The sequence below is a fragment of the Streptomyces sp. NPDC048612 genome, from assembly GCF_043199295.1.
Taxonomy (GTDB): Bacteria; Actinomycetota; Actinomycetes; order Streptomycetales; family Streptomycetaceae; genus Streptomyces.
This window is the reverse complement of record NZ_JBICVV010000041.1, coordinates 1-12,339: the sequence shown is the minus strand read 5'-3', so window position 1 is coordinate 12,339 and position 12,339 is coordinate 1. Positions and strand designations below refer to the sequence as shown.

At 71.3% G+C, this 12,339-nt stretch carries 10 protein-coding genes and 1 rRNA gene; 7 read left to right on the top strand and 4 right to left on the bottom strand.

From position 1 onward, the window contains the following. The first annotated feature begins 57 nt into the window (after positions 1-57). On the top strand, positions 58-1,086 hold the full coding sequence (locus tag ACGFN2_RS34810) for an ABC transporter substrate-binding protein (RefSeq protein ID WP_393366893.1): 1,029 nt from the start codon (positions 58-60) through the stop codon (positions 1,084-1,086). A 169-nt stretch (positions 1,087-1,255) separates the two neighbouring features. Continuing rightward, complete coding sequence (locus ACGFN2_RS34805; protein ID WP_393366891.1) at positions 1,256-2,146, top strand: siderophore-interacting protein; 891 nt, start codon at positions 1,256-1,258, stop codon at positions 2,144-2,146. A gap of 25 nt (positions 2,147-2,171) precedes the next feature. Here ACGFN2_RS34805 and ACGFN2_RS34800 read toward each other — a convergent pair whose 3' ends face one another. Beyond that, positions 2,172-3,197, bottom strand: a complete 1,026-nt coding sequence (locus ACGFN2_RS34800) for an HAD-IIA family hydrolase (RefSeq protein WP_393366889.1) — start codon at positions 3,195-3,197, stop codon at positions 2,172-2,174. A gap of 172 nt (positions 3,198-3,369) precedes the next feature. Here ACGFN2_RS34800 and ACGFN2_RS34795 point away from each other — a divergent pair, with 172 nt between their 5' ends. The 5 genes from ACGFN2_RS34795 to ACGFN2_RS34775 all read left to right on the top strand — a co-directional run bounded on the left by ACGFN2_RS34795 (position 3,370) and on the right by ACGFN2_RS34775 (position 10,054). Further along, entirely contained in the window at positions 3,370-4,635 is a 1,266-nt protein-coding gene (locus ACGFN2_RS34795) for a DUF1015 family protein (protein ID WP_393366887.1), read from the top strand. A gap of 157 nt (positions 4,636-4,792) precedes the next feature. After that, positions 4,793-6,322 (top strand): aspartate aminotransferase family protein, encoded by a 1,530-nt coding sequence (locus tag ACGFN2_RS34790; RefSeq protein ID WP_362610632.1) that lies wholly within the window; start codon positions 4,793-4,795, stop codon positions 6,320-6,322. A 35-nt stretch (positions 6,323-6,357) separates the two neighbouring features. Beyond that, a complete protein-coding gene (locus tag ACGFN2_RS34785; protein WP_393366884.1) occupies positions 6,358-7,674 on the top strand; it encodes a lysine N(6)-hydroxylase/L-ornithine N(5)-oxygenase family protein in 1,317 nt (438 codons plus the stop codon). Then, positions 7,671-8,240, top strand: coding sequence for a GNAT family N-acetyltransferase (locus ACGFN2_RS34780; protein ID WP_393366882.1), 570 nt, complete (start codon positions 7,671-7,673; stop codon positions 8,238-8,240). The genes ACGFN2_RS34785 and ACGFN2_RS34780 overlap by 4 nt, the downstream gene beginning before the upstream one ends. Then, positions 8,237-10,054, top strand: coding sequence for an IucA/IucC family protein (locus ACGFN2_RS34775; RefSeq protein WP_393366880.1), 1,818 nt, complete (start codon positions 8,237-8,239; stop codon positions 10,052-10,054). Before ACGFN2_RS34780 ends, ACGFN2_RS34775 begins: the two co-directional genes overlap by 4 nt. Before the next feature lie 89 nt (positions 10,055-10,143). Here ACGFN2_RS34775 and ACGFN2_RS34770 read toward each other — a convergent pair whose 3' ends face one another. The 3 genes from ACGFN2_RS34770 to rrf form a co-directional block, all read right to left on the bottom strand. Next, entirely contained in the window at positions 10,144-10,896 is a 753-nt protein-coding gene (locus tag ACGFN2_RS34770) for a tetratricopeptide repeat protein (protein WP_362610683.1), read from the bottom strand. Next, on the bottom strand, positions 10,833-12,053 hold the full coding sequence (locus tag ACGFN2_RS34765; protein ID WP_393366878.1) for a hypothetical protein: 1,221 nt from the start codon (positions 12,051-12,053) through the stop codon (positions 10,833-10,835). The genes ACGFN2_RS34770 and ACGFN2_RS34765 overlap by 64 nt, the downstream gene beginning before the upstream one ends. Before the next feature lie 193 nt (positions 12,054-12,246). Continuing rightward, positions 12,247-12,339: ribosomal RNA gene (gene rrf, locus ACGFN2_RS34760) — 5S ribosomal RNA — on the bottom strand; the annotation flags it as partial.

Sequence of the window (12,339 nt, the reverse complement as noted above, 5' to 3'; positions counted from 1 at the left end):
TTAGGTTAGCCTACCCTCACATTCGACTCGCAGTCCCTCCCAGAGAGAAGTGCACCCATGAGCACCTCCCGAAACGTCACTCCGTCCCGCCGCGGCATCCTGGCCGCGGGCGGCGCCGTCGGCATCGGCGCCCTGCTGGCCGCATGCGGCGGGGACAAAGGCTCGGGAGGCGCCAACGAGGGAGGCAAGTCGGGTCCTTGGTCCTTCACCGACGACCGCAAGCAGAAGGTCTCGCTGAAGAACAGCCCCCAGCGTATCGTCGCCTTCACCGGCACCGCGGCCGCACTGCACGACTTCGGGATCGACGACCAGATCGTCGGCGTCTTCGGCCCCACCAAGCTCAAGAACGGCAAGGCCGACCCGCAGGCCGGTGACCTGGACATCGACAAGGTCACCATCATCGGCAACGCGTACAACCAGTTCAACGTCGAGAAGTACGCCTCGCTGCGCCCCGACCTGCTGGTGACGAACATGTACGAGCCGGGCGCGCTGTGGTTCGTGCCGGACGACAGCAAGGACAAGATCACCCCGCTGGCGAAGACCGTCGCCCTCACCTCGTCCCGGGTCTCGCTCCTCAAGATCATCGAGCGCTACGCCGACCTGGCGAAGTCGCTCGGCGCCGACCTGCAGGCCAAGAAGGTCACCGACGCCAAGGCCCGCTTCGAGAAGGCCTCCGCGGCGCTGCGCAAGGCCGCCAAGTCCCACCCGGTCAAGGTGCTCGCCTGCTCCGGCAGCCCGGACCTCTTCTACGCCTCCAACCCCGGCATCAACGCCGACCTCATGTACTACAAGTCCCTCGGCGTCGATCTGATCGTTCCCGACAAGCTGGACAAGGGCGGCTACTTCGAGAGCCTGAGCTGGGAGAACGCCGACAAGTACAAGGCCGACGTGCTCCTGCTGGACAACCGGACCGCCACCCTCCAGCCCAAGGACCTGGCGGCCAAGCCCTCCTGGGCCAAGCTGCCCGCCGTCAAGGCCGGCCAGATCACCCCGTGGTCGAGCGAGCCGCGCTTCTCCTACGCGGGCGCCGCCCCGCTCATCGAGTCGCTCGCCAAGGCCATCGAGGGCGCCAAGAAGGCCAAGTGACGTACGGCCGCGGTGGATCGGACCCGGACCGGAACGCCCCCGGCCGCCACGGTCCACCGCGGCCCCCACGCACCACCTCCGCGGCGCACCCCGCCGCGCCGCACCACCCCGAAAGCCGCCGCACCACCCCACCGAACAGTCCCCGCCCCGTTCCCGGGAGGTCCCCCACATGACCACGACCGCCGCCCCGGCCACCGCGCCGTTCCGCTTCTTCGATGTGCACGTCGTACGGACCCGACGGCTGAGCCCCTCCGTGGTGCGGGTCACCTTCGGCGGTGAACGGCTGGCCGAACTGGCCTCCGGCGGTCGTGACCAGCGCTTCAAGCTCTTCCTCCCGCAGCCCCACCAGGACCGCCCGGTCTTCGAGGACACCGGCGACGGCTGGTACACCACCTGGCGGGCGCAGGACCCGGACGAGCGGCCGCTGATGCGCTCGTACACCATCCGTGAACAGCGCCACGAGCCGCGGGAGTTCGACGTCGACTTCGCGCTGCACGGCGCCGGGCCGGAGGCCGGTCCGGCGGCGGGCGGGCCCGCCTCCCGCTGGGCCGCCCGCGCCCTGCCCGGCGACCGGCTGACCGTCCTCGCCCCGGCCGTCGAGGACAACGGCGGCGTCGACTTCCGCCCGCCGGCCGGCACCGACTGGATTCTGCTCACCGGTGACGAGACGGCCCTGCCCGCGATCGCCGGCATCCTGTCCTGGCTCTCCCCCGGCACCCACGCCCAGGTCTACCTGGAGATCGCGCACGAGGACGACCGGCAGCAGCTGCCGTCCTTCGCCGACACCCACATCACCTGGCTCGTCCGGGACGGTTCCGCCGCCGCGAGCCGCGAGCCGGTGCTCGACGCCCTGCGCGCCGCGGAGTTCCCCGAGGGCACGCCGTACGCCTGGGTCGCCGGTGAGGCCGGCACCGTCAAGTCGGTGCGCCGGCACCTCGTCCGCGAGCGCGGCATCGACCGCAGGGCCGTCAAGTTCACCGGCTACTGGCGCCGCGGCGCCTCCGAGGAAGAGCTGCTCGCGGAGCTGACGGCCGGTGCCGCGGCGTCCGCCGACGACTGATCCGGGCGGGCCGCGGCGCCGGCCCTCACCTGCCGATCCGCGCCAGCGCCTGCCGGGCGTCCGCCCCGTAACTGCCGTCCCCCGCCGCCGTCCAGGCCGCCGCGCACAGCGCCCGCAGCCCGTCGAGCGGGGTTCCCTCGCCCTCCACCAGGAGCCGGTCCCCGGCCGTCTCGGCCCGCCAGCCGCCGCACCGGAAACCGACGTCCGCCGCGGTGACCTCCGGCTGCGGTGTCAGCAGCCCGCGCAGGTCCTCGTCCACGTAGGCGGGGCGGTGCTGCGGCGGGGCGGCCAGCAGCTCGGCCGGGGTGGTGACGCCGGTGAGCACCAGCAGCGAGTCGACCTCGCCATTGGAGGCCCCCTCGATGTCGGTGTCGAGCCGGTCGCCGATCACCAGCGGCCGCCGCGCACCGGTCCGCAGCACCGTCTCCCGGTGCATCGGCGGCTGCGGCTTGCCCGCCACCTGTGGGGTGCCGCCCGCCGCGGTCCGGACCACCTCCACCAACGCGCCGTTGCCGGGGGCGATCCCGCGCTCCTTGGGGATCGTCAGATCCGTGTTGGACGCGAACCAGGGCACCCCGCGCTGCACCGCGTACGCGGCCTCCGCCAGCCGCTCCCAGTCCAGCGAGGGGTCGAAGCCCTGCACCACGGCCGCCGGGTCGTCGTCCGCCGAACCGACCGGGACCAGGCCCCGCTCGCGCAGCGCCACCCGCAGCCCCTCACCGCCGACGGCCAGCACCCGCGCGCCCGCCGGCACCTGTTCGGAGATCAGCCGCGCCACCGCCTGCGCCGAGGTGATCACGTCGTCCGGTCCGGTCGGGAGGCCAAAACCGGACAGCTGGTCGGCGACGGCCTGGGGGGTCCGTGCGGCGTTGTTGGTCACATAGGCGAGGTGCATCCCGCCCTCGCGGGCGTGTGTCAGCGATTCCACGGCATGTTCGATGGCCTGTCCGCCGGCGTAGACCACCCCGTCCAGATCCAGCAGCGCGGTGTCGTATGCCTCGCTCAGCGCCTGCCGGGACCCGTCGGGCCGCCCGCGAACCTGCTCGTTCATGCCGTCTCGCTCCTCACTCCACGCGGCGGGCCGGCGATCCGCCGCCCCGGGGGGGCGCGGTCACCGCACCGTGGGGACCCTCGCCCTCCACTTCGCGCATACCGATATTTCCAGCCACGCACGGGCTGTCCCCCGATCTTCCCTCATCCGCCCGGCGGCATAGCATTCTTCAATGACCCGTACCGACGGCCTCCGCCTCCTCCCGTTCCGCGGACTGCGTTATGCCCCGGAGCGGGTCAGCAGCCTGACCGCTGTGATGTCCCCGCCGTACGACGTGGTGGTCCGGCCGGACGGCGTGCGCCATCTGGAGACCGCCGATCCGTACAACATCGTCCGGCTGATCCTCCCGCACGCCGCGGACCCCACCACCCGCCACCGCCAGGCCGCCGAGACCCTGCACCGCTGGCGCGGCGAGGGCGTGCTGACGCAGGACGCCGAACCCGCGCTGTACGTCTACGAGCAGCGCTCCGGCGGGATGCTCCAGCGCGGCCTGATCGGGGCGCTGCGCCTGGACGGTCCGGTGCTGCCGCACGAGGGCGTCATCCCCGAGGTGGTCGAGGACCGGGCCGCCCTGATGCGCGCGGCGGCCGCGAACTTCGAACCGCTGCTGCTGTCCTACCGCGGCGAGGGCACCGCGACCGGCGCCGCCGCAGTCATCGAGCGCGTGGTGGAGGGCGAACCGCTGCTCGCCACCACCACGGAGGACGGTTTCGCGCACCGCCTGTGGGCGGTCACCGATCCCGCCGACCTCACCGCCGTCGACGACGACCTCACCCGCCGGCAGGCCCTCATCGCCGACGGCCACCACCGCTGGGCCACCTACCAGCGGCTGTACGAGCAGCAGCCCGGCGCCACCGCCGGCTCGCCCTGGGCCTCCGGTCTGGTGCTGCTGGTGGACACCGCCCGCTATCCGCTCCAGGTCCGCGCGATCCACCGGGTACTGCCGCATCTGCCGCCCGCCAAGGCGCTGGCGGACCTGGCCGGCGCCTTCCGCGTCCGCGCCCTCCCGGGTGAGCTGTCCGCCGCGCTGGCGGCCCTGGAGGAGACGCCCGGCACCGCCTTCGTCCTGGCCGGCGGGCCGGACGCGTTCCACCTCCTGGACCGTCCCGATCCCGCGCTGCTGGACCGGACGATCCGCCGGGACCGGCCCGAGGCCTGGCGGCAGTTGGACGCCACCGTGCTGCACTCCGTCCTGCTGGACGAGGTCTGGCACATCCCCGACCACCCGTCGGACATCGGCTATCTGCATCACACCGGAGCCGCCGTCGAGCAGGCCGCCCGGCACGGCGGCACGGCGGTGCTGATGCGCGCCACCTCGGAGGAGACGGTCCGCCAGCTCGCCGAGTGCGGCGTGACGATGCCGCGGAAGTCCACCTCCTTCGGCCCCAAGCCCGCCACGGGTCTGGTCCTGCGCACCCTGGACGACCGCGACGGCTGATCTCCCCCGGCACGGGCACCTCCGGCACCCCCAGCCCCGCCCGCGACCTAGTTAGGTTAGGCTTACCTCACTGCGTCGCCGGGCGGGTCTCCCTGCCCCTGCGTACACCCCGCCCTGCGCAGGACGTGGTCAACTCCGCACCAGGGAGGACATCTTCATGAGTCTCCTCGCGCACTCTGCCGAGGACCCGGCCGACAACCGGGCGTATCTGCTCAACAACGGCACGGCCGGGCACTACCGAAGCGCGGTCACCGAGAGCGTTACCCGGATCAGCGCCAAAATAGCCGGCACCACCCGCCCGTTCACCGGTACCACCGTCGACGGCCTCACCCCCACCGTCTCCGGCGTCGACCTCGACGCACCGCTGCACGACGCGACCGCCGCACTCGACGAACTCGAAGAGGTCTACCTCCGCGACGCCGTCTACTTCCACCACCCCCGCTACCTCGCGCACCTCAACTGCCCCGTGGTGATCCCCGCCCTCGTCGGCGAGGCCGTGCTCTCCGCCGTCAACTCCTCCCTGGACACCTGGGACCAGAGCGTGGGCGGCACGCTGATCGAGCGCCGGCTGATCGACTGGACCGCCGAGCGGATCGGCCTGGGCGAGGCGGCCGACGGCATCTTCACCAGCGGCGGCAGCCAGTCCAACCTCCAGGCCATGCTGCTCGCCCGCGACGAGGCCTGCCGCCGGGAGCTGACCCGCGAGGGCGCGACGGACGCCCGGCTCACCGACGTCCTGCCCCGGCTGCGCATCCTCACCTCCGAATGCAGCCACTTCAGCATCCGCAAGTCGGCCACCCTGCTCGGCATGGGCGCGGAAGCGGTCATCGCCGTCCCCAGCGACGAGAACAAGCGGATGCGCACCGACGAGCTGGCCGCCGAACTGGCGCGCTGCGAACGCGACGGCCTGATACCCATGGCCGTCGTCGCCACCGCCGGCACCACCGACTTCGGCTCCATCGACCCGCTCCCCGAGATCGCCGGTCTGTGCGCCGGATACGGCGCCTGGATGCACGTCGACGCCGCCTACGGCTGCGGACTGCTGGTCTCCCGCCGCCGCGCCCTGCTGTCCGGCATCGAGCGCGCCGACTCGGTGACCGTCGACTACCACAAGTCCTTCTTCCAGCCGGTCAGTTCCAGCGCCGTCCTGGTCCGCGACCGCGCCACGCTGAAGCACGTCACCTACCACGCGGACTACCTCAACCCCCGCCGCATGGTGGAACAGCGCATCCCCAACCAGGTCGACAAGTCTATCCAGACCACGCGCCGCTTCGACGCCCTCAAGCTCTGGCTCACCCTGCGCATCATGGGCGCCCAGGCCGTCGGTGAACTCTTCGACGAGGTCGTCGACCGGGCCGCGGACGCCTGGAAACTGCTGCATGACGACCCCCGCTTCGACGTCGTCGTCGAGCCCCAGCTGAGCACCCTGGTCTTCCGGTACGTCCCCTCCACCGACCAGGACCCCGAACTCAGCGACCGGGTCAATCTGCACGCCAGGGAAGCCCTCTTCGCCTCCGGTGAGGCGATCGTCGCGAGCACCGTCGTCGACGGCCGCCACTACCTCAAGTTCACCCTGCTCAACCCGGAGACCACGCTGGAGGACATCGCCACCGTCCTCGACCTGATCGCCGACCACGCCGGCAGCTTCCTCGCCGAGCAGCCCCGGCCGGCGCTCAGCGCGCGCTGACCCCTCCCCCACCGACCGTCCCCATCGGAGACTCTGTGTCCGCCCCTTACGACTTCATCGCCATCGGCCTCGGCCCGTTCAACCTGGGCCTGGCCTGCCTGACCGAACCCATCGACGGACTCGACGGCCTGTTCCTGGACGACAAGGCGTCCTTCGACTGGCACCCCGGCATGATGCTGGACAGCAGCCACCTCCAGGTCCCCTTCCTCGCCGACCTGGTCACCCTCGCCGACCCCACCTCCTCCTTCTCGTTCCTGAACTACCTCAAGGAATCGGGCCGACTGTACTCGTTCTACATCCGCGAGAACTTCTATCCGCTGCGCGCCGAGTTCAACGACTACTGCCGCTGGGCGGCCGGCAAACTCGACTCCGTCCGCTTCGGCCACCGGGTCACCACCGTCGAGTACGACGAGGGCGACGAGCTCTACACCGTCCACGCCCAGCAGCCCACCGGCGAACGCCACACCTTCCGCGCCCGCAGGCTCGTCCTGGGCACCGGCACCCCGCCGCACATCCCGGACTCCTGCCGGGACCTGGGCGGTGACCTGCTGCACAACGCCGGCTACCTCGACGCCAAGGCCGCCCTCCAGGCCAAGGACAGCATCACCCTCATCGGCAGCGGCCAGAGCGCGGCCGAGATCTACTTCGACCTGCTCCAGGACATCGACAGCCACGGCTACCACCTGACCTGGGCCACCCGCTCCCCCCGCTTCTTCCCCCTCGAATACACCAAGCTCACGCTGGAGATGACCTCCCCGGAGTACGTGGACTACTTCCACGCCCTCCCGCCGGCCACCCGCGACCGCCTCAACGCCACCCAGAAGCACCTCTACAAGGGCATCGACTCGGAGCTGATCAACGACATCTTCGACCTGCTCTACCAGAAGAACCTGAGCGGCCCGGTCCCCACCCGCCTCCTCACCAACACCGCCCTGCAGCAGGCGAGTTACGACGAGGCTTCCGGCACCTACACCCTGGGCCTGCGCCAGGAGGAGCAGGGCACGGACTTCGCCCTCGACACCCAGGGCCTGATCCTCGCCACCGGCTACCGCTACCGCGTACCGGACTTCCTCTCCCCCGTCCGCGACCGCATCGTCTGGGACGACGCCGGCCGCTACGACGTGGCGCGCAACTACAGCATCGACACCACCGGCCGCGGCATCTTCGTGCAGAACGCCGAGCTGCACACCCACGGCTTCGTCACCCCCGACCTCGGCATGGCCGCCTACCGCAACGCGAGCATCATCCGCGAACTGCTCGGCCGCGAGTACTACCCGGTCGAAAAGGCCATCGCCTTCCAGGAGTTCGCCGCTCCGGCCGGTCCGCACCACCCCATGGAGCTGCCGGTATGAGCACCCCCGTCTTCACCCGCACCGACGCCGCCCTCGGGGAGTTCTCGCTCCGCCCGGTCGACCCGCACGGTGACGCCGAGCTGCTGCACCGCTGGGTCACCCACCCCAAGGCCGCCTTCTGGCTGATGCAGGACTGCGACCTCCCCGCCGTCGAGAAGGAGTTCGCGCGGATAGCCGCCGACCCCTTCCACCACGCCTTCCTCGGCCTGCACAACGGCACCCCGGCCTTCCTCATGGAGCGCTACGACCCCGCCCACCGCGAACTCGTCGGCATCCACACCGCCGAGCCCGGCGACGTCGGCATGCACTTCCTGTCGGCGCCCACCGACACCCCCGTGCACGGCTTCACCCTCGCCGTGATCACCACCGTCATGGAGATGCTCTTCGACGACCCGGCCAACCGCCGCGTCGTCGTCGAGCCCGACGCGCGCAACACCGCCGTACACGCCCTCAACAAGGCCGTCGGCTTCGAGATCCTGCGCACCGTCTCGCTCCCCTCCAAAGACGCCTACCTCAGCACCTGCACCCGCGACCAGTTCCTGGCCACCCGAGGAGACCACCGATGACCGCCCCCTCCGACGGCACCCCGCCCCTCTCCGCACAGGACGCCGTCGCCCACCTCACCCCCGGCCTGTGGGCCCGCGCCAACCGGCTGCTGATCCGCAAGGGCCTCGCCGAGTTCGCCCATGAGCGGCTGTTCACGCCCCAGCGCCTCCCCCAGGACGGCCACTACGCCGTACGCAGCGACGACGGCAGCACCGAGTACCGCTTCGCCGCCCGCAGACGAGCACTGGACCACTGGCAGATCGACGCCGACAGCATCACCCGGCACCGCGACGGCAGCGAACTCCCCCTGGACGCGCTGGCGTTCTTCCTCGAACTCCACACGTCGCTGGGCCTCGGCGAGGCGATCCTCCCGGTCTACCTGGAGGAGATCAGCTCCACCCTCTCCGGCACCGCCTACAAGCTCGCCGCCGACGGACCCGGCGCCGCCGACCTCGCGAAGGCCGACTTCCAGGCCATCGAGACCGGCATGACCGAGGGCCACCCCTGCTTCGTCGCCAACAACGGCCGGCTCGGCTTCGGCATCCACGAGTACCACGCCTACGCCCCGGAGACCGCGGCCCCGCTCCGGCTGATCTGGCTCGCCGCCCACCGCGACCACGCCACCTTCACCGCCGGCGCCGGCCTCGACTACGACGCCCTCATCCGCGACGAACTCCCCGACACGACCCGCGCCCGCTTCGCCGACACCCTCACCACGCTCGGCCTCGACCCCGCGGACTACTACTTCTTCCCCGCCCACCCCTGGCAGTGGTGGAACAAGCTCTCCGTCACCTTCGCCGCCGAGGTCGCCCAGCAGCGCCTGGTGTGCCTGGGCCCCGGCGACGACGCCTACCTGGCCCAGCAGTCCATCCGCACCTTCTTCAACACCACCAGCCCCACCAAGCACTACGTCAAAACGGCGCTCTCCGTCCTCAACATGGGCTTCATGCGCGGCCTCTCCGCGTCCTACATGGAAGCCACCCCGGCCATCAACGACTGGCTGGCCCGCCTCATCGACGCCGACGACACCTTCCGCGCCGCCCGCTTCTCGATCATCCGTGAGCGCGCCGCCATCGGCTACCACCACCGCCAGTACGAGGAAGCCACCGCCAAGGGCTCCCCGTACCGGAAGATGCTCGCCGCCCTGTGGCGGGAAAGCCCCGTCCCCACCCTCGAACCGGGCCAGCGCCTGGCCACCATGGCCTCGCTGCTGCACGTCGATAACGACGGCGGCTCCCTCACCGCCGCCCTCATCGAGGAGTCCGGCCTGGAGCCCGCCGTCTGGCTGCGCCGCTACCTGGACGCCTACCTGACCCCGGTCCTGCACTCCTTCTACGCCTACGACCTAGTCTTCATGCCGCACGGCGAGAACGCCATCCTGGTCGTCGAGGACGGCTCCGTGGCCCGCGTGATCTTCAAGGACATCGCCGAGGAGATCGCCGTCATGGACCCCGACGCGGTCCTGCCGCCCGCCGTCGAACGCATCCGCGCCGACGTCCCCGAGGACAAGAAACTGCTGTCCGTCTTCACCGACGTCTTCGACTGCTTCTTCCGCTTCCTCAGCAGCACCCTCGACGACCAGGGCGTCCTCGACGAGGACACCTTCTGGCGCACGGTCGCCTCCTGCGTCACCGACTACCAGGCGGCCAACCCCCACCTCGCCGAGAAGTTCGAGCGCTACGACCTGTTCACCGACGAGTTCGCGCTCTCCTGCCTCAACCGCCTCCAGCTGCGCAACAACCAGGAGATGGTCGACCTCCAGGACCCCGCGGGCGCCCTCCAGCTCATCGGCACCCTCCGCAACCCGATCGCCCCCTACGCACCGGCCTCCTGACCCCTCCCCATACGCCGAAGGGCGGGACCCCACCACGGGGTCCCGCCCTTCTTCGTCATGCCCTACGCCGGATCACACCGGCGGCCGGCTCACTCCTTCGCGGAGCCCGGCTCGTCCGCCGCACCGCCGGCCTCGGCCTCGGCCTCACCCAGCTCGTCGTCCTCTTCCAGCGCGTCGGTGAAGTCCACGCCGTCCAGCTCCGCGAGCCGGTCCGAGGCGTTCGTCGTGCCGCCCTGGTCGGCTTCCAGCGCCCGCGCGAACCAGTCGCGTGCCTCGTCCTCGCGCCCGACCTCCAGCAGCGCGTCGGCGTACGCGTACCGCAGCCGCGCGGTCCACGGGTGCACCGCACTCGACGCGAGCTCCGGGCTCTGCAGCGTCACCACGGCCGCGTCCGCCTGGCCCATGTCCCGCCGGGCACCCGCCGCGACCAGCCGCATCTCGACCTGTCCGGCCTTGTCGAGCTTCTGCACCTCGGGCTCACCGGCCATGGCCATCGCCTTCTCCGGCCGCCCGAGACCCCGCTCGCAGTCCGCCATGACGGGCCACAGCTCCACGCTGCCGGTCATCCGCCGCGCCGCCCGGAACTCCGCCAGCGCCTCGCTGTACTTGCCGGCCGCGTACGCCGCGAAGCCCGCGGCCTCCCGCACCGCCGCGACCCTGGACGCCAGCCGCAGCGCCACCCGCGAGTACCCGTACGCCTGCTCCGGGTCCTCGTCCAGCAGCCTCGCCACCATCACCAGGTTCTTGGCGACGTCATCGGCGAGCGTCTTCGGCAGGCTCAGCAGCTCCTGACGCACGTCCTTGTCGATCTCGTCACCGGTGACGTCCTCCGGAATCGGCAGCCGCTTGATCGGCTCCCGGTCCCGGTCCCGCCGGTCATCCCGACGATCGTCCCGCCGGTCATCGCGCCCCCGGCCACCGCCGTACGGCCGACGCCCCCCACGCTCGTCATCCCGCCGGAACCCACCACGGTCATCCCGCCGCGGCCCCCGGTCATCCCGACGGAACCCACCACGGTCGCCCCCACGGTCACCACCGCGATCATCCCGCCGGTCGCCACCACGGAACCCACCGCGGTCGCCACCCGAGGGCCGGTCGTCCCGACGGAATCCCCCACGGTCGCCACCGGACGGCCGGTCATCCCGCCGCGGCCCCCGGTCGTCCCTACGGAATCCACCGCGGTCTCCTCCACGGTCATCCCGACGGTCGCCACCACGGAATCCGCCGCGGTCGCCACCACGGTCATCCCGACGATCGTCCCGACGGAAACCACCACGGTCGTCCCGCCTGTCGTCACGACGGTCATCGCGCCGGTCACCACCGCGGTACCCACCACGGTCACCACCGGAGGAACGGTCATCACGACGGAACCCACCGCGGTCACCGCCACGGTCATCCCGACGCTCGCCACCACGGAACCCACCGCGGTCACCACCGGACGGCCGGTCGTCCCTACGGAACCCACCGCGGTCACCACCACGGTCATCGCGCCGGTCACCACCGCGATACCCGCCCCGGTCGCCACCGGACGGACGGTCATCACGACGGAACCCACCACGGTCGCCACCCGAGGGACGGTCATCCCTACGGAATCCCCCGCGGTCGCCACCACGGTCATCCCGACGGTCACCACCGCGATACCCGCCCCGGTCACCACCGGACGGCCGGTCATCACGACGGAACCCCGGGCGATCCCCGCCCCGCTCCTCACGCCGGAAGCCGCCGCCCCGCTCATCGTCCCGACGCGGCCCACGGTCGCCACCAGACGGCCGGTCATCGCGACGGAATCCACCACGGTCATCCCGCCGGTCCCCACCGCGGAACCCACCACGGTCATCGCGCCGGTCGCCCCCACGGGGCCCGCCACGGTCATCGCGCCGGTCACCACCGCGGTACCCACCACGGTCGCCACCGGACGGACGGTCATCGCGACGGTAACCGCCCCGGTCACCGCCCCGGTTGTCACCGCGCGGACCGCGGTCGTCACGTCGGAAACCACCGCGGTCACCGTCATCGCGCCGCTGCGGCCGGCGCTCCGAACGATCGTCGGAAGAGTTGGTGGACATCGACGTGACTCCTGTCTTCGGTACTGCATTCATTCTCACGCACCGACCAGTTCGGCGCGCTTCGGAAAAAACAAAAAGGACCCTTGGTCCCAGCATGAACGCTGGGACCAAGGGTCCTGAAAGATTGTTCGGCGGCGTCCTACTCTCCCACAGGGTCCCCCCTGCAGTACCATCGGCGCGGAAAGGCTTAGCTTCCGGGTTCGGAATGTAACCGGGCGT

What these genes read in the sequence shown, in the direction of transcription:
- ACGFN2_RS34810 (WP_393366893.1), top strand. Translation starts at nt 58, where the DNA reads ATGAGCACCTCCCGAAACGTCACTCCGTCCCGCCGCGGCATCCTGGCC.
- ACGFN2_RS34805 (WP_393366891.1), top strand. Translation starts at nt 1,256, where the DNA reads ATGACCACGACCGCCGCCCCGGCCACCGCGCCGTTCCGCTTCTTCGAT.
- ACGFN2_RS34800 (WP_393366889.1), bottom strand. Translation starts at nt 3,197, where the DNA reads ATGAACGAGCAGGTTCGCGGGCGGCCCGACGGGTCCCGGCAGGCGCTG.
- ACGFN2_RS34795 (WP_393366887.1), top strand. Translation starts at nt 3,370, where the DNA reads ATGACCCGTACCGACGGCCTCCGCCTCCTCCCGTTCCGCGGACTGCGT.
- ACGFN2_RS34790 (WP_362610632.1), top strand. Translation starts at nt 4,793, where the DNA reads ATGAGTCTCCTCGCGCACTCTGCCGAGGACCCGGCCGACAACCGGGCG.
- ACGFN2_RS34780 (WP_393366882.1), top strand. Translation starts at nt 7,671, where the DNA reads ATGAGCACCCCCGTCTTCACCCGCACCGACGCCGCCCTCGGGGAGTTC.
- ACGFN2_RS34775 (WP_393366880.1), top strand. Translation starts at nt 8,237, where the DNA reads ATGACCGCCCCCTCCGACGGCACCCCGCCCCTCTCCGCACAGGACGCC.